31 protein-coding genes are annotated in these 18,962 nt (G+C 61.5%); 23 read left to right on the top strand and 8 right to left on the bottom strand.

Annotated features, from left to right (window positions below):
- Window positions 1-45: 45 nt before the first annotated feature.
- The 4 genes from V3B25_RS00640 to V3B25_RS00625 all read right to left on the bottom strand — a co-directional run bounded on the left by V3B25_RS00640 (window position 46) and on the right by V3B25_RS00625 (window position 2,285).
- On the bottom strand, window positions 46-324 hold the full coding sequence (locus V3B25_RS00640) for a hypothetical protein (protein WP_125892001.1): 279 nt from the start codon (window positions 322-324) through the stop codon (window positions 46-48).
- Window positions 325-363: 39 nt separating this feature from the next.
- Window positions 364-597: a hypothetical protein gene (locus V3B25_RS00635; protein WP_032971135.1), complete on the bottom strand. Its 234-nt coding sequence runs from the start codon at window positions 595-597 to the stop codon at window positions 364-366.
- Between the two features lie 117 nt (window positions 598-714).
- Window positions 715-1,191 (bottom strand): chemotaxis protein CheW, encoded by a 477-nt coding sequence (locus V3B25_RS00630; RefSeq protein WP_046272126.1) that lies wholly within the window; start codon window positions 1,189-1,191, stop codon window positions 715-717.
- A gap of 569 nt (window positions 1,192-1,760) precedes the next feature.
- Window positions 1,761-2,285 carry an EAL domain-containing protein gene (locus tag V3B25_RS00625; RefSeq protein ID WP_032971133.1) on the bottom strand — a complete coding sequence of 175 codons (525 nt, stop codon included), beginning with the start codon at window positions 2,283-2,285 and terminating at the stop codon, window positions 1,761-1,763.
- A 119-nt stretch (window positions 2,286-2,404) separates the two neighbouring features.
- Between V3B25_RS00625 and V3B25_RS00620 the strand changes: the two genes are divergently transcribed.
- Window positions 2,405-3,340 (top strand): PAS domain-containing protein, encoded by a 936-nt coding sequence (locus tag V3B25_RS00620; protein ID WP_139338728.1) that lies wholly within the window; start codon window positions 2,405-2,407, stop codon window positions 3,338-3,340.
- A gap of 15 nt (window positions 3,341-3,355) precedes the next feature.
- Entirely contained in the window at window positions 3,356-3,784 is a 429-nt protein-coding gene (locus V3B25_RS00615; RefSeq protein ID WP_065427813.1) for a response regulator, read from the top strand.
- On the opposite strand, the gene V3B25_RS00610 is transcribed toward V3B25_RS00615, so the two are convergent.
- Window positions 3,748-4,269 (bottom strand): response regulator, encoded by a 522-nt coding sequence (locus V3B25_RS00610; protein ID WP_050559897.1) that lies wholly within the window; start codon window positions 4,267-4,269, stop codon window positions 3,748-3,750. The genes V3B25_RS00615 and V3B25_RS00610 overlap by 37 nt on opposite strands.
- Before the next feature lie 1,049 nt (window positions 4,270-5,318).
- Between V3B25_RS00610 and V3B25_RS00605 the strand changes: the two genes are divergently transcribed.
- From V3B25_RS00605 to V3B25_RS00595, 3 genes are all read left to right on the top strand, one after another.
- Window positions 5,319-5,552, top strand: a complete 234-nt coding sequence (locus V3B25_RS00605; protein ID WP_106468504.1) for a hypothetical protein — start codon at window positions 5,319-5,321, stop codon at window positions 5,550-5,552.
- Between the two features lie 48 nt (window positions 5,553-5,600).
- Window positions 5,601-6,215, top strand: a complete 615-nt coding sequence (locus V3B25_RS00600; RefSeq protein ID WP_032971128.1) for a hypothetical protein — start codon at window positions 5,601-5,603, stop codon at window positions 6,213-6,215.
- 564 nt (window positions 6,216-6,779) lie between these two features.
- Window positions 6,780-6,986 carry a hypothetical protein gene (locus V3B25_RS00595; RefSeq protein WP_153643642.1) on the top strand — a complete coding sequence of 69 codons (207 nt, stop codon included), beginning with the start codon at window positions 6,780-6,782 and terminating at the stop codon, window positions 6,984-6,986.
- Window positions 6,987-7,464: 478 nt separating this feature from the next.
- Here V3B25_RS00595 and V3B25_RS00590 read toward each other — a convergent pair whose 3' ends face one another.
- Window positions 7,465-8,910, bottom strand: a complete 1,446-nt coding sequence (locus V3B25_RS00590; RefSeq protein ID WP_046272226.1) for an EAL domain-containing protein — start codon at window positions 8,908-8,910, stop codon at window positions 7,465-7,467.
- 241 nt (window positions 8,911-9,151) lie between these two features.
- Here V3B25_RS00590 and V3B25_RS00585 point away from each other — a divergent pair, with 241 nt between their 5' ends.
- The 4 genes from V3B25_RS00585 to V3B25_RS00570 all read left to right on the top strand — a co-directional run bounded on the left by V3B25_RS00585 (window position 9,152) and on the right by V3B25_RS00570 (window position 10,273).
- Entirely contained in the window at window positions 9,152-9,319 is a 168-nt protein-coding gene (locus V3B25_RS00585) for a hypothetical protein (RefSeq protein WP_153643641.1), read from the top strand.
- A gap of 222 nt (window positions 9,320-9,541) precedes the next feature.
- Complete coding sequence (locus tag V3B25_RS00580) at window positions 9,542-9,910, top strand: hypothetical protein (protein WP_046272124.1); 369 nt, start codon at window positions 9,542-9,544, stop codon at window positions 9,908-9,910.
- A complete protein-coding gene (locus tag V3B25_RS00575) occupies window positions 9,900-10,079 on the top strand; it encodes a hypothetical protein (protein WP_046272123.1) in 180 nt (59 codons plus the stop codon). Before V3B25_RS00580 ends, V3B25_RS00575 begins: the two co-directional genes overlap by 11 nt.
- Window positions 10,076-10,273 carry a hypothetical protein gene (locus tag V3B25_RS00570; RefSeq protein ID WP_046272122.1) on the top strand — a complete coding sequence of 66 codons (198 nt, stop codon included), beginning with the start codon at window positions 10,076-10,078 and terminating at the stop codon, window positions 10,271-10,273. The genes V3B25_RS00575 and V3B25_RS00570 overlap by 4 nt, the downstream gene beginning before the upstream one ends.
- 162 nt (window positions 10,274-10,435) lie before the next feature.
- On the opposite strand, the gene V3B25_RS00565 is transcribed toward V3B25_RS00570, so the two are convergent.
- Window positions 10,436-10,933: a hypothetical protein gene (locus V3B25_RS00565; protein WP_141098879.1), complete on the bottom strand. Its 498-nt coding sequence runs from the start codon at window positions 10,931-10,933 to the stop codon at window positions 10,436-10,438.
- Between the two features lie 264 nt (window positions 10,934-11,197).
- On the opposite strand from V3B25_RS00565, the gene V3B25_RS00560 reads away from it, so the two are divergent.
- The gene (locus V3B25_RS00560) at window positions 11,198-11,695 is read left to right on the top strand and encodes a hypothetical protein (protein ID WP_046272120.1); all 498 of its coding nucleotides are present in this window, start codon (window positions 11,198-11,200) and stop codon (window positions 11,693-11,695) included.
- A 46-nt stretch (window positions 11,696-11,741) separates the two neighbouring features.
- On the opposite strand, the gene V3B25_RS00555 is transcribed toward V3B25_RS00560, so the two are convergent.
- Window positions 11,742-12,101 (bottom strand): helix-turn-helix transcriptional regulator, encoded by a 360-nt coding sequence (locus tag V3B25_RS00555; protein WP_046272119.1) that lies wholly within the window; start codon window positions 12,099-12,101, stop codon window positions 11,742-11,744.
- A 107-nt stretch (window positions 12,102-12,208) separates the two neighbouring features.
- Between V3B25_RS00555 and V3B25_RS00550 the strand changes: the two genes are divergently transcribed.
- The 13 genes from V3B25_RS00550 to V3B25_RS00490 all read left to right on the top strand — a co-directional run bounded on the left by V3B25_RS00550 (window position 12,209) and on the right by V3B25_RS00490 (window position 18,946).
- Window positions 12,209-13,069 carry a hypothetical protein gene (locus tag V3B25_RS00550; protein ID WP_046272118.1) on the top strand — a complete coding sequence of 287 codons (861 nt, stop codon included), beginning with the start codon at window positions 12,209-12,211 and terminating at the stop codon, window positions 13,067-13,069.
- Complete coding sequence (locus V3B25_RS00545) at window positions 13,066-13,428, top strand: hypothetical protein (RefSeq protein ID WP_046272117.1); 363 nt, start codon at window positions 13,066-13,068, stop codon at window positions 13,426-13,428. The genes V3B25_RS00550 and V3B25_RS00545 overlap by 4 nt, the downstream gene beginning before the upstream one ends.
- A 59-nt stretch (window positions 13,429-13,487) precedes the next feature.
- Window positions 13,488-13,970 (top strand): hypothetical protein, encoded by a 483-nt coding sequence (locus V3B25_RS00540; RefSeq protein ID WP_049400428.1) that lies wholly within the window; start codon window positions 13,488-13,490, stop codon window positions 13,968-13,970.
- 293 nt (window positions 13,971-14,263) lie between these two features.
- Window positions 14,264-14,668: a hypothetical protein gene (locus V3B25_RS00535; RefSeq protein ID WP_088475618.1), complete on the top strand. Its 405-nt coding sequence runs from the start codon at window positions 14,264-14,266 to the stop codon at window positions 14,666-14,668.
- A 37-nt stretch (window positions 14,669-14,705) separates the two neighbouring features.
- On the top strand, window positions 14,706-14,981 hold the full coding sequence (locus V3B25_RS00530; protein WP_141098915.1) for a hypothetical protein: 276 nt from the start codon (window positions 14,706-14,708) through the stop codon (window positions 14,979-14,981).
- The gene (locus V3B25_RS00525) at window positions 14,978-15,475 is read left to right on the top strand and encodes a hypothetical protein (protein ID WP_049400425.1); all 498 of its coding nucleotides are present in this window, start codon (window positions 14,978-14,980) and stop codon (window positions 15,473-15,475) included. Before V3B25_RS00530 ends, V3B25_RS00525 begins: the two co-directional genes overlap by 4 nt.
- A gap of 38 nt (window positions 15,476-15,513) precedes the next feature.
- Window positions 15,514-15,735, top strand: a complete 222-nt coding sequence (locus V3B25_RS00520; RefSeq protein ID WP_024956690.1) for a hypothetical protein — start codon at window positions 15,514-15,516, stop codon at window positions 15,733-15,735.
- A gap of 13 nt (window positions 15,736-15,748) precedes the next feature.
- The gene (locus V3B25_RS00515) at window positions 15,749-16,108 is read left to right on the top strand and encodes a hypothetical protein (protein WP_152906877.1); all 360 of its coding nucleotides are present in this window, start codon (window positions 15,749-15,751) and stop codon (window positions 16,106-16,108) included.
- On the top strand, window positions 16,101-16,589 hold the full coding sequence (locus tag V3B25_RS00510) for a hypothetical protein (RefSeq protein WP_049400423.1): 489 nt from the start codon (window positions 16,101-16,103) through the stop codon (window positions 16,587-16,589). The genes V3B25_RS00515 and V3B25_RS00510 overlap by 8 nt, the downstream gene beginning before the upstream one ends.
- A 359-nt stretch (window positions 16,590-16,948) precedes the next feature.
- Complete coding sequence (locus V3B25_RS00505) at window positions 16,949-17,203, top strand: hypothetical protein (protein WP_049400422.1); 255 nt, start codon at window positions 16,949-16,951, stop codon at window positions 17,201-17,203.
- Entirely contained in the window at window positions 17,172-17,702 is a 531-nt protein-coding gene (locus V3B25_RS00500; protein ID WP_224481865.1) for a hypothetical protein, read from the top strand. Before V3B25_RS00505 ends, V3B25_RS00500 begins: the two co-directional genes overlap by 32 nt.
- A complete protein-coding gene (locus V3B25_RS00495) occupies window positions 17,699-18,262 on the top strand; it encodes an N-acetyltransferase (protein WP_049400420.1) in 564 nt (187 codons plus the stop codon). The genes V3B25_RS00500 and V3B25_RS00495 overlap by 4 nt, the downstream gene beginning before the upstream one ends.
- Before the next feature lie 243 nt (window positions 18,263-18,505).
- Window positions 18,506-18,946, top strand: a complete 441-nt coding sequence (locus tag V3B25_RS00490) for a DUF6573 family protein (RefSeq protein WP_049400419.1) — start codon at window positions 18,506-18,508, stop codon at window positions 18,944-18,946.
- Window positions 18,947-18,962 lie beyond the last annotated feature (16 nt).

Raw genomic sequence — 18,962 nt, 5'->3', positions numbered from 1 at the left:
TTGGCCGAGGTTACGGCCGCCCGATGGCCGCTCCGCTTTGGCAGTTCAGCGGCTCGGAGACGGGGGAATGCCAGCCAATGGTTCCCTCAGGATGCCCAGCCATGGCTCGACGATCTCCTCGAACGCGAAGACATGGTCCCGGTGCTGGTCCATCCCTTGGAGGTAGTGCCGAATGCTGCGCTCAAACTCGTCTGCGACGTTGGCGTTGCCGGCGTTCGTGCGAAGCAGGAGCACTGTGGCCGCTTCCAGCGCCGCAACACGTATATGCATGCGATTCATTGCTTCTTGAAGACGCAAAAATGCGTCCCTGACCTCGTCGTTCACCAAGCCCTCCGCGAGCAGGCACATCAACACAGAAGAGGATCAGTGGCTGCTGCTTGAGCCCGGGATCGTCAGGCGAGCACGGTTGGCGGCGATCAAAAGGGCATTGCCAGTTCGCTCCGCTTGCGTCGGAGTCATCGTCGAGCCGCACATGGTCGAGTCACCGGCCGCGTTGCGAACTTGGTAAAGCCCGAGTGCAACCACTGCTGTTTCGGCGTCAATGCCGACTTCAAACCTGTCCAGTGGGAACCACGTTGCTCCGTCGAATTTCTCCATCGAGCGCCTCATGCACGGAATCGCGGTGTCAGCCAGAGATTACCGCAAAGCGTGGAACTTGGAACGCGCGCGAATCGGTTGCAACTGAAAGCGGCAGCACCGTGCAGCATTGGGCAATCAACCTGAATCGATCTCCAGCCGTTGCTGAATGGATAGGGCACGACCAGGGTCAATGACGGCGACGCGTTTGCCGTTTCCCAGCTGCACGCCCTGCGGGCAGAGCTCAGCGAATCGGTCGCTGTGAGCGGCAGGCTCGGCACGCCAGGCAGACAGGCTCTCGATGACCAAGACTTCGTCCACTGCAAGGGCGAACAGCTGAACCGCGGATTGAACCAACAGCATTGCTGGACAACCCGTCCCGACTGCATCGCCTCCGGTGATCAAGCCCAGATCAACCACAGGGACGTCTTGCCCTCTGATCGAGACTACAAACTGGCGGTCCCGGGTTCGGGTCAGCGTCTCTGGTCCGCGTATTTCCACGGCCGACTCGACATCCACACCGAACAAATCGCAGCCCACACGCACAATCACCAGCTCCAGCAATGGCTCTGATGAGGCCTGCAGAAATGGATCATAAGGCAGGGGAACGGTCATGGTTTCTGTGGGCAAAGACCAAAGGGCGATCGCATCATGCCCTTAATGTGTCCACCGTGGCAATTCATGCCCTAAGAAATCCGAGGCGTTCAGATTGGCAGGCCAAGGGCCTCACTCTGACAAGACCTGCCCGTCGTCCGAAGACGATGGGTTAGCGGTGGCTGTAGCGTTCGTGCCGGCCATTCGCTTCATGAACTCTTCCAACCTCATCCGGCTCACCGCTTGGTGGTTCTGGCAGTGTGGGCACACCATCACACCGGCGCCTTCCAAGTCCGTCAGGCCCTCGCCCGGTGCTAGCAGCGAGGTGAGACCACAGCTGCTACAAGTGGCCTCAACAGCATGCAGACGCGCCAGAGCGCCGTCGGAGGTCAGTTCTCCATTGACAAAGCGAAGCAAAATAAAAGCCGGTATTAGCCACGGGTAGGGTCCTGAAATAGGCCAGAGGCAGTCAGCGGCCTCAGCGATCTCGCAGACTTCCTGAAAGCGATACGCACGCTGCAGGATCCTTCCGCGTGCTTCCATCCGGGACGGTTCGTCGGCTGGAAGACCGAGTATCAAACTCCCTCGGGTCAGGGCGCAAGGAGCTCGGCCAACTCAATGGCGCTGATGGGTCTGGAAAGCGCGAAACCTTGAATTTCGTCACACCCAAGGCCTTGGAGCTTGGCGACCTGACCGTTCGTCTCGGCTCCTTCAGCGACGGTCGAGTAGCCCAGATCATGGGCCAGACCGACGATCGCTTGGACCTTGAGCAATGCGCGTTGGTCTTCGGAAATATCGTCTATCAGCGACTTGTCGAGCTTGAGCGTGTGAATGGGCAACTCGGTCAGGTACCCGAAATTGCTGTAGCCGCTGCCGAAGTCATCCACCCCGAGCCGAATGCCTGACGAGGCCATCCGCTTGAGTTGCTCGCCCGGCAGCGAGTTGACCCGCAGCCATTCTCCCTCGGTGATCTCGACCTCCACGTCCTGGCAATCCAACCCCTGCGCGTGGATTTTGGCCACGAGTTCATCGGCCATTCCTTGCCGCGCGACATTCCGAGCGGAGAGGTTGATGGAAAGGCTCAACGCAAGGCCAGCACGCTTCCATTGCGCCAATTGTGCCAATCCTAGGCGCAAGCGAGCGGCCCCTGGGGGCATTTGTGGCCGCGGCCACCCAGTCGCGTTACTCAATCTCCCCCGATTGGCAGCAGGAGCAGATTTATCGCCAAGGGGACATGGCCGAGCTCAAGGCCACTGGGGGCAACTGGCGTCAACAGCTGATCCACCCCGAGGACAGGCCCGCGGTGGAATTGGCCATTGCTCATGCCGCGGAGTTGGCGTCGCCGTTGGAGGTAGAACACCGCGCCTTGTTGCCAGACGGCTCCGTCCGCTGGATACAGTTGCGGGCAGTCCCGTTGATGGACAGCGAAGGCAACGTGAGCGAGTGGTTCGGTGCAGCCTCCGGCATCACCGATCGCCGCGTGGCTCAAGAGCGTTTGCAGCAGTTGACCGCAACGCTTGAAGAGCGGGTGCAGGCCGGCACTGACGAACTGATGGCGATGGAGGAACGGCTGAGACAGGGCCAGAAGATGGAGTCCCCCGGCCAACTGGCCAGCGGCATTGCCCACGACTTCAACAACATGCTCACCGGGGTCTCCATGGGCTTGGAGCTGTTGGAGATGCGCGTTGGCCAAGGCCGTTTGGAGGACCTGGGTCGCTACGTGGAGATGGCTCGAACGGGGGCCGACCGAGCTGCAGCGTTAACCCAACGACTGTTGGCGTTCTTTCGCCGGCAGACGTTGGCACCGTCGGCCATCCACGTGTCGGCCATGGTGAACAGGACGCTCCACATCCTGGCCCGCTCCATCGGGCCCTCCATTGAGATCGAGACGCGGTCGGATCAAGTGGAGGACGTCGTGCGGGTGGATGCTCCGCAGCTGGAAAACGCCCTTCTCAACCTTTGCATCAACGAGCGCGATGCGACGCCGGATGGAGGGCGCATCTCGATTGAGGCCGAGCTCTCACACGTCGATGGCGGACTGGCGGAGCGTTTGGTGCTGACGCCTGGACCCTATGTTCGCTTGTCGGTCCGAGACACGGGAACCGGCATGGACGCGAGCGTTGTTGAAAAGGTGTTCGAGCCCTTCTTCACGACCAAGCCGATCGGGTAGGGCACGGGGTGGGGCTTGCCGATCTACGTATTCACGCGCCAATCCGGCGGTCAGGTGGCGGTTGACTCCATCCCTGGGGTGGGAACCACGATGCACCTTTATTTGCCGCAAAGCACGGCTGATACCGATGACCGAATCCAGGAAACGCCCGCGCTTCCCCCAGCCACGTCGCCTGGTCGCTCGGTCCTTCTGGTAGAAGACGAGACCGCCATGCGCACGCTGGTGAAAGAGGTGCTGAGCAGTTTGGGCCACCGCGTGAAGGCGGCTGCAAACGGCAGCGACGCCCTCACTGTGCATGCCAGCGAAAAGCACTTTGATTTGCTGATTACGGACGTGGGCCTGACGGGCTCGCTCAATGGGCGGCAGGTGGCGGACGCGGGCCGGCAGCGCCGTCCGACACGCCGGTGTTATTCATCACCGGCTATGCAGCAAGCGTCGCGGTAGGAGCCGGCCAGCTTGAGTCTGGCATGGAGATACTCACCAAGCCGTTCGCCGCGGGGGAGTTGGAAAGAAGAGTGACCGAGTTGTTGCTGGAAGCCGTCAAAGCGTCGAACGAACCGTTCCCAGCAACTCCAGCAGCGTGAAAGCTCCTTGAGCAGCATAACGTCGTTTTCGAGGAAGTGTGGGTCTGCGCCGGGAACGCCCCCGTGACCGGTGACCAGCAGGACCGTCACGGAAGGGTGGCGTGCCATGGCGTGCTTGGCGAGATCGTGCCCGTTCATCCCCGGCAGGCCCACGTCGGAGATGAGGAGATCGAAGGCGGGTTGCTGCGCCAAGCGCTCCACAGCCGCTTCAGCGTCTCCGACCGCAGTGATGTCATAGCCGCTGTCTTTGAGAACGTCCTGCATCGATTCGCGGATGGCGACGTCGTGCTCTACAAGAAGGATGCGAGGGTACGAGAGGCAGTCATAGCAAACCTGGTTGATCAAAAATTCGAGGAATCATGCAGGACTGGGAGTAAAGCGCTGGTGCATCCCTGTGATGACGGCAATCACGGGAAGGCGAGGGCGCCGTCGCGCCTTGACGCGGTTTTGCCGCGAGGGCTGGATACTCAATCCCCACCCCTCCCGCCTGGACACTCCCACTATGGCCCGATCCGCCCCCGATTTGCCGGCAGCGTCGCCCCACGCCCTTCGCGTCGAAATCATGCCGCTGGAGTGCGGTGATACCGCGGTGATCGTCGAATTTGAATCCGAACCGCCCGCGTCGTGGCGAGCTCTTCTGACGAAGAAGTTGGCAGACGTGGAGGGGCTTGAGCTGGTATCCGCCCAGTTTGAGGGGCGGGTTCTCTACGTGCTGGGTGCGGAGGGGGGTAGGGGAGGAAGCGTCCACAGGGTGAGTCAATTGTTGCGGTCTCTTCCCGGACGTCCTGGGGGCTCAAACCTGCTGGATGAGCCTGTGAGCCGGGGCGTCCCGGGGCCGGAGCAGGCTCTAGCGACGCACGCCTGAGCGCGTTGTTCAAAAGACGAGTTAAACGCCCGGCCGGAAGATAGGCCGAGCTCGGTTCGATCGCGCTAGCATCGCAGATTGATCACGCAAGGCAGCTATGTACGTTGAGGTATACCACCGGGTGGGATTTTGGGCCGGGATCACCGGGGCGGAAGGTTGGCGCTGGCGGCTGGTGGCGCCACGCGGGCATGTTTTGATGGCTCCCCGGGAGACGTTCGCCAGTCGGCAGGCGTGCTTGGCGGCCTTGGCTCTGCTGCAGATCGGGCCCATTTCAGCGGTGGAGTCGGCCGGAGATGCCCCGAACGCGGTGGGCGCGGCCCCCTCACTATGTCCCGCCCTTTCAACGCCATGACGGCCACCCCAGGTTGGGCAGGTCACGGTCACATCGCCGGCATCCAATGAGGACTGGGTCTGATCCATCGGGGGGCATTTCGCTTGAGTGTGACTCCCCGCGTCGCAGGAAGGCGATCAGTTGAGGCCAGCGGCGTTCGCGTGCACACTGCTTTTGAACAGTCAGGGTTCGAGGGCCATGGGTACTTCCAAGCCGGGCAAAGATTTAGAACGGGTCACCTTGTCGGTGGGAGAGCACGTTTACACCTCCGAGATCTGGCGGCTCAGTGAAAGCCGTTGGGTTCTTCTCGCTGTCGAGGTCCACGGCGTGGGAGGGCGCTCGGATTTGAGCATCAAAGCGTCGTCGTGCCTCCATGCGTTGGACGCGGGAGAGCGGATTGCGTCTGAGATTCTCAACAACCCCTATGGCTGAATTGGCGTTGGAAGGTTCAATCGACGGAATGGATCCCAAGGACGGCAGATGAGCATTTTGAACGTGTTGCTGAGTGCCGATCACTTGGCTGTGACCGTCGATACCCTTGCGCAAGATGCTCAAACCGGGGCGCACTCAGAGGGCGCCAAGTTGCTTCTGCTGCCTCAGCACAACGCCGTCTTGGCCACGCGTGGGTCGGCCCAGTTCTTCCTAAGAATCTACGAGCTCTGTCTCCAAGCCAGTTTTCGAGCAGACTTCACGATAGAGCGGCTGTCCGGCGAGCTTGGCGGCGTGATTGATCGCCTCTGGCCAAACTACGTGAGCGCGGCGGCAGCCGCTGGCATACCCATCAGCGCTATGCACACCGAGTTGGTTTTGGGCGGCTGGTCGGCGCACGCCCAGCGCATGGTTGCCACCGCTTATGCAAAGTCCGAAGATGGCCGTCCCGCCGTGGTCCAAGCGCTGGTGGGAGGCTTGGCGTCGCCAGGAGAGCCCTTGCGGAATCAGCCAGCAGGCATGGGACGGGCGGAGTTGATGGCAGCAGGACGCTTGCAAGCCGCTTACCTCAACGGCGACAGCGAGCGGCCATTAGCGGGCGGTCGTCTGTTGGCAGCAATTCTCTCAAAGGGCCAAGCAACCGTTCTCGATCTGGGAGGTCTCTAGGGGGCAGGGCAAAGCGTCGATTTGCTCGGCCACGGACCTCAGTCCATGACGCAAGCCAAGCAGAAAGTCCGCATTGGAGCGTTGGCTGGGGAGGCACATGGATGTCGACGATCATGGGCATCAGGTGGGCCCATGCAAGGCGCACCGCGGTGGGATTGGCAGAACTGGCCACCAAAGCCCTGACCGCATACTCCAAGGCATTGGTTTCGCCCTCAGCGTTGGGCAGGCGCCTCTCGCACTCGCTCAGGCGGAGCTCCAACTTGACCAACGCCTCCGTCTCAGCCTTGTGCATACCCCTCCTCCATTGGCTGGCCACCGAATCGCGGTCTGGCAGCAGGGTGGCCCCAAGCTCAAGCGTTGGAAACCGGTGAGCGTTCCGCTTGACTGCACCGTCAATCGGCCCTTTCGGGCCAGCACACAGCGGTCCACTCTTCAATCAAGACTCGCCATGCGCGGGTGGTTAGGTTGGGGGCAAAGCTTTTCCAACCTCGCGCGTGCCACCGCCTAGCGGTTGTCACAGAGCGGGCAAGTGAGCACGGCGGCGCCGTCCAAGTCCAGCAGGCCATGCCCTGGAACCAATCGCAGTTGGCGGCCGCATTCCAGACAAGCGCAACTGATCCGCGTGACCTGCAAGAGCGAGCCGTCGGCCCGCCGCACACCCTCAACCTGATCGATGAAGAAACGTCCAATGTTGGGCATGAAGATGAACAAAAAGCTGAACAGAGCGGAATGCATATGATGCACCGCGACAACCCCACCGGAACCAGATGAGACAATTGGATTCTGAAGAATTCATCTACGGGGTCGTCCGCGCAGTCCGCACGCCAGATACCGCTGTCCGATCCCTCTATTGCCGTCGCAGGAGCATGATAAAGAGGCGGGCTGCACGGCGACAGCCTTAGGCACAGGGAAGTAACCGAGCGGCGCTGTTGGAAAGCGCTGAGCCAGTTCGTTAACCAGCAAAAGGCCAGACCGGCGGCCAGTCGGTTGCGGACCACTGCTGAGGGTGTGTGTCGCGCGTTGCCCTAAAGAGGCCGCCTGCTAGGGGGGCCGATCACGACGATGCCCTGAACTGCCGGGGCGTCACCTAGGGGAGGGGGAGTCACCCCGTTGGGTTCGGCGGCGCCAACTGGGGTCAGCGCCATAGCGGAGATTTTCACGATTGTCGCGTCCATCGGACGCACGGACATCTTGCTAGGGCGAACGTCAAGCGCCAGTGAACGCGCTCGGGTCGACCCGTGCGCGAGGGCTACCCAACTTGGATGGCGGCAAGCGCGTCTTTGGTTGAGAGAGGGCAGCCATAGTGCCACCCTTGGCCAATAGCCTCTGGAGCAATCCGGTAGAGCAGCAAATCTTGCGCCTCTGATTCGACGCCTTCTGCGATGACATCCAGCCCAAGCTCACGTGCGATGCGATACATCCCTGGCAAAACGGGCCGCAGGGGGGAGTCCTCGTTGATAGCGGCCACGAACATGCGATCGATCTTGATTCCTCGAAACGGCGATTGGGCGAGGCGGGAGAAGTTGGCGCTGCCGGTCCCGAAGTCGTCGATCAAGAACCGGTATCCCAGAACTGAGAGGGCCTGCATGTTGCTCTTTGCGGCAGCGGACACGAGTTCTTCCCGCTCGGTGATCTCGATGCGAATTTGCTCTGGCAACACGCCAAAATCGTTGGTGACGCTGCCGATGTAGCGAACGACGCACTCTTGGGCCATGTCCACGGGCTCGGCATTGATGCTTACGTAGAGGTTCCTATGCTCCCTCAGCGCGGGGGCGAGATCATTCATGGCACGGGCCAGCACGTATCGAAAAAGATCAGGACTCAGGCCGAATCGGTGGGCGATGGGCACGAAGATGGCCGGCGGGATTTCATCGTCTCCCGGCGGGCGCCAGCGGCTGAGCGCTTCAAATCCCACGAGCTCCCGCGTGCCAATTCGACGCAGTGGCTGGTAGGCCAGTTCGATCTCGCTGCGCTTCAGTGCAAGCACCAACCGTTGCTGGATGGTTTGCCGAGCCGTGATTTGGTGTTTGATCAGCAAGAACGCGAGCAAAAGCCCTACCGAGGCACCCGCTGACAGGATGGTGGTGAGCAACGCCGAGGGCAGTTCGGACACCACGTGCCTAGGGCTGGTAACGAACGCGCAAACGTCGGCCACCCGGCTGCAATGTTGAGCTTGGACGAGAGACGGGGTGCCGACGCGGCTGGTCGGGGACAAGGTGCGGAATGTAAACGATCGGTCCTTCGTTTCGATGCTGATGGAGCTGCTGCGCGCAGGGTCCAAGCTCTCGAAGGCAGACGGGGAGGACACGGTGAATGTGTCGCCTTGGGCGATCAGATTGGACCCGGTGTAGGGGGAGCCAACGAGATCCGATGCGTGCCAAAGCCGGACAGCGCCGCTGGAGAAGCGTGGGGCGGGGAGGGTGTAGGGGCGCGAGCGCCCCCAGAGAGCGCTGCAGACAAGGCGTCCGTCTCGGATGCGACCGATGTCGTTCATGTAGCTGGAGCGGAACGCGATCTCTTTCAGTGAGTCAATGTCGGTGGCGGAGCAAGGCGGCTGTCCAATGCGAGAGGCTTGTTCGGCCGCGACGCGCCTTGCAAGGGATAAAGCCTCCGAGCGCGTCACCGCGGCTTCCGCCACTGCCTCCGCCCCTTCCTTGTCACGCACGTAGAGGATGGCTTGGGCGACCGCGAGCATCGCCAAGACGCACGCCGCCGTGGCTCCTATTACGGTCAAGACGTAGCGAAGCCGATTTTCTCGAACGCTCAAAGCAACCCCCGATCTGAAACGCGCCATCGCTTCGCTTGGCTTCTCGCCTCATTTACCTTGTTACAGGTTTATCGGCAAGCTTTCCATGAACTTCAGCCCCAGCTCCACTGGCTTGCAAGCCTTGATCGAACAACCATGCATCTGCGTCTGAACTGTACAGCAGCAGGCCGTGAGCCCGGCGATCGCCAGCATGGCCACCCAGGACCTGCTGGTGGCAGCGCAGCTCCAGGCTCGATACCTCAACGCCAGCATGGGGCGGACCGTCGCCGGCGGACGGTTGCTATTGGGCTTTTTGAAGCCTGGCCAGGCGGTGGTCAAAGACTTGGGCCCGATTTAGCCCTGCCAATTTGGTCACTCGGACCGTTCAACGCAATGCCCCAGTCGAGCGCCGGCTGACGGGCAAGTGCAGCCGCGCCTGCAGCGTGATTGGGCTTTTCTCCCAATTTTTAGCTTTAGTCAAAATAACCCCCTTGTGGGTTTCGCGTGCCGGTGTATCCCAAACGTATGGCGTTCGCGATGCGTGCGTCTGACACCGACCAACGAAACGAAAGGGGGGAAGATGTTCATTGGATTCAGACTGACGACGCGGCTTGTCGTCAACGCCGTGGTTGTCCTGGTGCTGGCGCGATTGCTGTTTATGGGCATGGACGGCTTGGACCGGTTTTCCGACACGTGGAACCGCACCTTTGGGGCGAGCATGCCCAACGCCAGCGGGTTGCGCGGCGCCGTCAACGGCGCACGCCAGGTTGTCCCGTCTGGGTTGGACGAGTATGCGCGCCAGGCCGAACGGGACGCGGCCCAAAGCACCTCGCTGATGGACGTGTTTGCCAGCGTGTTCGGACGCGTGAAAAACGAGGAGGTCATGTTGCCCTCCACCATCAATTCCGCTGGAGGGGAGGGCTCGATCTATGACCGCTATGACCATTGATTTTGAGTGGCTGTCCATCCTCTCCGGGTGGTCCTTGCTCAACGACAGCGCGGCGCTGCTGCGCACCCCCGGCCAACGCTGGGCGGGCTTGGAGGGATTGCTCATCGGCTACGGCCTCATCGCTGGACAGTGGTTCGTCCTGGCCACCATGGCAGGGGCGCTGGCATGACCACCGTGGGCGCGGTGTTGGCCGCCGTCCTGGCTGCAGCGTTCCTGGCCACCGTGTTGGGCCTGGCTGGCATCTTCTGGGTCAATGCACGGCACGCCAGCGGGGCGCTTCGTGTGCGTTACCGCTTGCGTGCCCAAATCCTGGCTGGGCTAGTGCTGGCGTGGGTGCTCACCCTGGCGAGGCTGTCCACGTGAGCCGGCCACCTTACGTGCAGATGGCCGTTCGCGTGCCACAGGAGCTGAAAGACCTGTTGGAGCAGGTGGCTGACCGGGAGGGAATGCACGTCAGCGAACTCGTTCGCGTGCTGCTGTCACAATCGTTGACGGACAACAGGTGGAGAGCGCAGGCCATACGCCTTAAAGAGCCGAAACCCCCTCATTCCGGATTTCCTTGAGCTTCGACGTGACGGTCTGGGCAATAGCCTTCAGTTCGATCACAAGAGCAGTTCCGTTTGCCTGTGCCAAGTGATCGGCTAGGTATCGTCGTTCCTCACCCACGAAGACCATGTATTCCTGAAAAGGTGGCCAGCACATGACCACGGCGTCTGTGGTGGCACTGCCTTCGCTGAAAAGCGCACGCATTTCTTCGTTCGAAACGATGGAGTTGGCCTGATCAAAGCTCAGTCCCATGTCCACCAGCTGTTTTGCCAAACGCATGAGGCAGAGGTCTGTGAATCCAAAGCGCTTCCAAGAGGCGCGAACCGCACTCTGGTCTGGGGCAGGCGAATCCTTCGAAACCAATGGGGGCATCAGTCCACTTTTACCCAGCAGTCCTCGCTTTAGGTAGCTCCGAAGTCCCTCATATCCAATGCCTATGATTGCCGCTGCGCGCGACGTGGTGACTGTTGTCTGCATGGCCTCATCTCGGAAAATGGTCTTAACGGGACCGATTTTGAGGTTTGTAAAAATCGGTGTCAATAGGACCGATTATTGCGCTGTTGGCCGTTGACACCCAAGGACGTCGCAGAATTCGCCGCTTCAGCGCCGCCATGAGAGCTAGCTGCGGCGTGGAGACGTGGCTTCCGCTTTAAGCAGCGGCCCTAACGCGATGGGATGCTCAAGCTACCCGTGCCTCCGGCCGATTGGTATAACGATCCACCACCCAAGGAAAGGACGGTCATGAGCGAAGAAGCAAGCACAACACCGCTTGAGGAAATGAGCTGGGAGGAAAAGCTTGAGGAACTTTTTCGAAACGGGGTGCAGTTGTCGCGGCTTGGGCTGAACCTTAGGTCGGACGACGTTCAGCGCTATGGGCACGTGTGGGTGGAGGCAACCGAGATTGCACTTCTTTCCGATAACTTCATTCGCGCCATGGTGACTGCACTGGAGGGCAGACGAGATGCTCCAGAGCTCGCTAGGGCGCTTTATGCAGAGGTAGACGCTGTTATCGCGTTGCAGCGCCATGCTCTCAGAGCTGTTGGCTCCTCTCCGCCTAGCGAGACTAACCGCAGGAAAGAATGGATTCGCCGGTGGATTGGGCCAGGGAAGCGAGCGGGCGACGCCACGCACTCAATTTCTGGAAGCTTCCGTGAGGCTTTGGGTGACCTGTTGCCAGATTGGGCAAAGGGCACTCTGAAGGTCGGCGAGGAACTCTGGGAAATCTACGGTAAGAAGTAAAGGGCAGTCGTCCAACAGCCCTGATCGACCCCTGGCGGGGACAGGACTACGACTTGGTTTCCCGTTCCGAAAGCTCTAAAGATTCCGCGTAGGTTCTCACCCGCGCCAGCAATTCACGCTGGCGTTCGGGTGGGAGCCGGGAGACCACCAAGATCACTTCCGCCAGCACGTCGGACGCGGCGTGGAAATAGGCCACTGGCAGTCCCAGTTCTTCGGCCAAGCGTTCCATGGTTGCTTCGTCGGGCATGCGCTCCCCTCTCTCATAGCGAGAAATGCGCGGTGCCGCAGAGTTCTGGTCTTCCAATCCCAAAACCGCCCCGAGATCCGCCTGGCTCAGCCCTCGGGCCAGGCGAGCCTCACGGAGGCGGCGGCCGTAGGTAGTGGACACAGGAAGCGGGGCTGGCATCGGTCGAAGCTGAACGCATGGATCGGCCCGCCAGTGTGATGCTTCCAAGCATCGCTTGCATTTGCCAAAATGGCAAATAGGAACGTGCATCCGACAGGGGTAGGAGCATGAAGAAGATGCTGTGCGTAGCGGGGGCTGTTGCAATCTTTTGGTGCACCGCTGAGCAGGCCCGGGCCGAATCGGATCTGCTTCGCCAGATCGGCCGAGCCATCCAAGGCACGCCCAAGGTGGTCAGTGATAGGGCAAGGAGCCCTTACGTCGAGCCGACCGGGACCTACTGGGACCTGGATCAGGACGTCTTGGAAGGGGCTCAGCACCTGCGGGCCGGGGTGACGGCTGTGGGTGGTGGCGGCGTGGACACTTGCGACATGCAGCTGCTCGCCATGGCCCATTCGTCCTATCGCATCGACGCCGACAAGCGCCAATGGTGCCTGAGGCAATGGTGGCTGATGGACACGAAGGCCCAGGGCGCCAACGGCATCTCAGGCGATGATCCGGCTGCCATCGAGCGCCGTTATGGCCCGGCTTTCGACGCGCGCCTGCAGCGCTTCAAGGCCATCCGACGGTTTGCCGTTCGTCCCACGTTCCAAGCCCTGGGCGATGTCGCCTATCGGGCCGACCGTGGCGTGCTGGAAGGATTCATCCCGATGTCTCAGGTGTCCGCGGCGGGACAAAGCGTCACCGGCAAGGGCTTTGTGCCGTGGGTTCACCGCACCTCCACGGGGGTGTCCAGCCCACCCAACGCCGGCCGCTTCCACCTGCTCATCCGAGTGGGCGCCCAAGAGGCCGCCAACTTGGCGCGACAAGGTCGCAGCTACCGAGACGATCTGGTGGTGTTCTCCGTCAACCGGGTCTGGGTGGAGGGCACGGTGCCGAAGATGGACGTGACGATAGAGAGGGTTCGGCTCGGATACCGCGACGAAACCATCGACGTTGATTTAACCCATACGCAAGGAGCACCGGCATGAAAGCAACCCACGTTTCCCTCGCCCTGATCACCGCAGGCTTGGCCGCCTGCAGCAGCAAGGCGGATTTGCCCACCATCGAACAAGTCGCCCACGCTTACGAGGCGCATGCCAACGCCAACCTTTCCAGCGAAATGGGCCAACGAATCGAGGTTTGGGGTTGGAAAGACCTCACCGCGGATTGCACCTCCAGTGGTCCCCAGCGGGCCACGTGCGTGACCGGTGGAACGCTGGACGTGGTCGGGTTCCAGGGCGGGCAGCAGTTGAAGCCCGATCCCGTTCCCGTGCCGTCGGCTTACGACTTCATCTTTGAGAAGCAACCCACAGGCTGGGTGCCGGTCGGAGCCCAGAAGAAGGGCTGACCTTGCCAAGGCGCGGAATCGCGCTATGCATTGAGGGAACACCACTTCAAGGAGGTCCCATGTCTTACAACGCTCACCACACCCCCGGCGGTCACATGCAGTGGGGCTTGCTGGCACCGGGCACCGTCATCCTCGGTGGTGCAGGCCTGCTGTTTCTTGCCGGAGCCCAAGAGATCGGCGAGAACATGGGCTACGGCTGGGAGGCCGGCCTGGCGGCCGCTGGTGGGGCAGCCGTGCTGCTCTTGCTGCTCCTGCTCTACGTGTTGAACTGGCGCGCGGCCCGCGTGCGCGCGGCAAGGGCCTGCGGGCTCCCGGTTTCGCCGCGCAAAGGTGGCTTTGGAAAGGGCGCCCTGGTGGGCTTGCTCTTCGTCGTTGCCCTGCAGCTGGTCAGCGTTGCCGTGGGCCTGCTCTACCCGGGCCTGGAAGAGGGCGAGCGAAACTTCTTCACCTCCGTGCCCCCGATGGCTCTGACGGCGCTCATGCCCGTGGCGCTGATCGTGGGTGGCATCGCAGGCAAGCTCTGGCGCTCCACCAGCCTGTAAGATCAGTCCATGTCCTTTGGGGCCCCCGCGAGGGGGCCTTTTTTTTTTCAAAGAACAAAGCCCAGAGCCACCGCCGGTCGCTTCGCGCCGGCTTCTGTAAAAGCGGTGGTGGGAAAAGAGCAGATGACGCCTTCGGCGCGAGAAGTGATGTTAGGAATAACTGCGGCCTTAGCTCCGCAGTTTTTGCTTTTAGTCAAGATTTTGTCCACCGAAACCGTGGACAAATTTTTATGGTGATCTACCTTGGATACATGGGAAGGCAATCGTGCCAACCGACAAACAAGGATCTCGCCATGAACCACGCGATGCTCATCACAAACGACACCATCACCATCAAGGAAGCTCACGAAGCTGCGCATGCCGCTGCCAGCACTTTGTTTGACCAGTTGTCTGGGTATACCTTTTCGACCGGCGCGGCGGGCTATCTCTATCCCGCGTTCCAGCCTTCCGTTGAAGACGCGCTGCTGGCTTTCCTGCTGAACCGCAATTCGGCAGAGCTGGGATGCGAAGACGACGAGCTGTTGGCTGACCAAACCGTCTCCGTCAACGTGGAGCGCCAAGAGGACGGGCAGCTCCTTTATGAGGTGGTGTTCGACATGGAAGGGTCGGATTACGGCACCAATTGCAAGGTCAAGGACCTGGCGACGCTGGACGAATGGTTCGATGAAGAATGGATCGGCGTGGAGTGCGCGGAGTAAGGCGTGCTGACAAAAACTGATCGCGTAAGAACAATTCATGTCCTTTGAGGCCCCGCGAGGGGCCTTTTTTGTGCAAAAAACCAACCGCCGGTCGCTTCGCGCAGGTTTCTGGAAAGCGGCGATGGAAGAAGCGCGGATGACGCCTTCGGCGCGAGAAGTGATGTTAGGAATAACTGCGGCCTTAGTTCCGCAGTTTTTGCTTTTAGTCAAAGTTTTGTCCACTCAAGCAGTGGACAAAATCATGGGGCGATCTACCTTGAGTTTGTGGATAGGCAATCGCGCCTTCCGGGAACCATCAAGGAAATCGACATGAAAATTCATCACCTCGTCAGCGACGGCAACCAAGCGGTCGCCATCACGCAATCGGCTTCGAGTGGCGGTGGCTACGCGCACCCGGTGAAGCTCTCCGCCATTCGCTTCAACGTGAAAGACGCCGAAGCGGTGCTCCAAGAACTCAACAAGTCTGGCCATCGTCATGAGAAGACGTTCGAAGTGATCGAGCGTTGGGACGCCGATGCTCGCAACCAAGGACCAAAGTCGAAGTTCGGTCGAACCCTTGCCGCCCTTGTGGATGAAGCGGGGGATCACCTGGAGGGGCAGGTGATCTACGAAGCCAAAGGCATGGAAGAGGGCACCGTGCGTGCGATCAACGCCGCAGCGAAGCAAGCCAGGCTTTCGCAGGTCCTTCCTGCTGCAGGCGGCCCGAGCATGGTCATCGGTGGGCAGGTCTGGAACCCACGGCAAGAGGCGCACAGCGAAGCTCCGGCGGCTGTCCTGGAAGCTCCTCGTCAGCGCGTGCGTCTGTAACCGCCGATCACCCACCAGCAAAAATCAGGAGATTCGACATGAACGTTCAAATTGCGGAAGCCATGAACAAAGCCAAAGACGACGCGGACCGCTACGGAATCCTTGCAGGGTTCGCCTCCTGCAACCGGGCCCTGCTTGAGAAGGGGGCCGCGCAAGAACTGGTGGACGCCCTGTATTTCGCCGGCGCTGCGATCAACCGTTGGCGTGCCATCGCGGTGGTCCGAGAGGCGGCCGCCAAGCCGTTGGACGCGGCGTCCTAAGCCGGAGCGCGACGTGCTTCAACCTGTCCCTTCCCCAAAACTTGTCACCCTTCCGTCCTCCCGGGGCTACTCCCGTGATTTGGAGCGCTTGCAGGCGGCCGCCGCGCGCGCGCAGGTCACCCGAAACGAAGCCGTGCGCCAAGTGCTCGCCATGTATGCCGCCCACCCTTACGCACTGAGCAAGCGTCGGCTGGGTGGGGAGAGGGACGTGCGCCTGGCCTACCTTCCGCTGCAGCGCAGCGTCTTGGAGGCGGTGGAGCAGGGCGCGGTGAACGCGGGGATTTCCACCGCAGAAGCGGTGCGCCAGATCATCCGAGACTACGTCCAAGGAGATCTCCTCGGGAACCAGGTTCGGGGCAGCCGCCATGGCTGACCACCGCCCACCACTGCCAGGAACTCCGAGCGCCGAGCTGATTCACGCGTGCGTCGAAGGAAGCCTTTTCGGCGTTCTACAGGCGCTGCGGCAGGGCGCCAACCCCAACGCGTGGCGCCTCAACGAAGGTCCTGCGCTCCATTCCGCACTTCCCTGGCCCCGCATCGTCGAAGCCCTCCTGCAAGCTGGTGCGCACCCTCAAGAGAGGAACCACTGGTGCGAGCGCCCGCTCGAAAAGCTGGCGGCGGACTACCAGTTGAGCGACGACGCCGACGAGCGCAATCGTCTTGAGCAGACGGCTTTGCTGCTGCTGCGGCTGGGTGGCAACCCTCACCGGGGCAGCCCATTTTGGAACACGCCATCGCTGAAGACGGCGATGCCGCACGTGGTGGCCACGGTGGAAGCCGAACAACGCGCGGTCCACCTGGAGCAGGCATGGGCAGCCCGGGGAAGTGTCAGTGCAAAGCGGGCAAGGCTGTAGAGCCAACGGCGCAACGCCGCCACCGGCCGCTGCGCGCCGGACTCTGTAGAAGCGTCGGTGGAAAAGAGCAGGTGACGCCTTCGGCGAGAGAAGTGATGTTAGGAATAACTGCGGCCTTAGCTCCGCAGTTTTCACTTTTAGTCAAGATTTTGTCCACTGCAACCGTGGACAAATTTCCAGGGCGATCTACCTTGGGATCAGGAAGAACGCACCGCTCTTTCAACCGACTGGAACCGCCGACATGACCCTTTCCCTTCTCGCCATTGCCGCCCCCATCGCCCTTCCATTCAGCGTTTGGTTGGCCCAGCGCCTTGAACGCTGTATCGACCGCGCCCTCTGGGCGCACTGAGAGAAATGCCATGACCACGCGTGCCTCCCGCCATCGCTACTACGCTTACGAGCGACAGGATGGTTCTGTGTGTTTCCTGCCAAAACTGTTGCACGAGGGGATTCAGCGCTACCCACGAACGATTGCGCACTACCATCTGGTGCAGTGGTTGGGGGTGTCCAAGTTGCTCAGTAGAGACGAATACAAGCAGATGGCGTGGCTGGGTTCGCAGCGTGGCACGCTCCGCAACACCCATGATTCAACGCAAGCTCGTCTCACCGGTTGATACACGGGCCGGGCAAAATGGCTCCATGACCCATGAAGCCCCTGCATCCATCCTCCACGCCCCGGCCTACGGCCTGCTGCTCGCTCAGACCGAGTGCCATTTCTGCCATGCCCCCACTCCCACCGCCGCGGTCTGGGTGCCCTCGTTCGAGGAGCACGACGACGAAGGGTTGGTGGATCAGGGGGAGGGTGCTTTGTTGCGCTACATCGAGCGCTTGAACGAGGAGGCCGCTGCGTTCGTTGCCGGCCACGCCCCTTGGCTTCGCTTCGACGCCACCCGGACGTCCGGGCAAACCTACTTGGCCCACCATTGCACCACCTGCGGGGCCCTTCAAGGGGACCACTTCGTGTTTTCGCCGGATGGCCCGTATTGGCCCCAGGACGACGTCCAACTGGCGTCTCTTCGCTTCATCCGCGGTTTGGGCCCGCTCACCGCTGAAGCGTCCGCGGCGCAGAGTGGTTGGATGAACAACGTTCCCCAGGTTTGCTCATACGTATGACCATTTCCATTCGTTCCGCTGTTGCAGAAGATGCCGCATGGATAGCTGCTCTGCTTCGCGACGGAGCACGGCAAGGGCATTTCCGGGAAACCCTCAGCGCCCAAGCGGTTCCCTTGGTGGAAGGGCTGCTTCATGTCGGCTTCTTGACGATGATGAAGCTGCGACACAATCGACCGGAGGTTTGCAGGGTGGACGGCGACGTGAGGGTTGCGACCTGGGAGGGTCAGCCGGCGGCGTTTCTGATCTGCATGCATGATCGCGAAGGCTACGAGCTCCATCTCGCCGGCACGCGACCAGAATTCACCCGGCGTGGTTGCTTCAAGGCATTGGTGCGCCACGCGTTGGCCAGTTCATCGGGGGAAGGCAGGGTCTTCGCACGGTGCTACGCGACGTCCAGCGTCGCCATTGAGGCATTGAAGGCCCATGGCTTCGTGCGCACCAGTGGCGGCGATCCGATCGAGTTGGACTGGGACAGGGCGTTTCCATTGCCAGAGAACGCGGAAGCGGTTCCCCGGTCCTGGTGGCAGCGCCTCCTTGGAGGATTCAGGCGGGCCGATTGAGGGCCAGTCGGTGTGCCGATCGCGGCACGCCATTCAAGCCCCTTGCGCTCCGCGCGGCCCCATCTCCCGGCTCCTCCGGTCAAGGGCCATTCCAGGGCCCGTGTCCTCGCTGCGCTGCGGGCCGCGCCAGCCCTTCCATTTCCTCCCTTGACCGCGCCGAGCGGTGGGGCGGTGGGTTTCCCATTCCAGGACATCCCGACCGGATGCCCTGGGCGGGCCATCACTTACCAAGCGAGGAACAACATGTTCGAGCCTTCCGACCTCATCCATTCTTACACCCGCGCCCAGGCAATCGAGGACGGCGTCCTGGTGGACGTGTCCGATGTGGCCAAAGAAGCCGGCTTCAAGCTTCCCGTGACCATCACCCGCGCTGCGTGGTCTCGCTACGTGGAAGTGCCCATAGGGTTGGAACTGCGCGGCCAGTCGGTGGACGGCCGGCTCTGGGACGTGCTTTTCATGCTCCACGTGGCCATCAAGCGGCAGCAGGGCAACGGTTCGGAGATCCACTACCAGCTCCACGTGGCTCTGCCCGACGCCGGCGACTGGTTGTCGAACGAAGCCCACCCGGCGACCGGGTCGGGCCTGACGCGGTCGACCCATCGCCAGATCACCTTGAAAGCGCTGTGCGGGCCCGGGGACGCCTTGGAACCGGTGGTCAGCATCATGCTGCCCAACGAGGATTGAGAAGGGAGGGGGCAGG

The organism is Stenotrophomonas sp. SMYL8, assembly GCF_036320065.1.
Classification (GTDB): Bacteria; Pseudomonadota; Gammaproteobacteria; order Xanthomonadales; family Xanthomonadaceae; genus Stenotrophomonas; species Stenotrophomonas maltophilia_A.
Note: the sequence above shows the minus strand (reverse complement) of the source record. Positions and strands in the feature narration are given on the sequence as shown.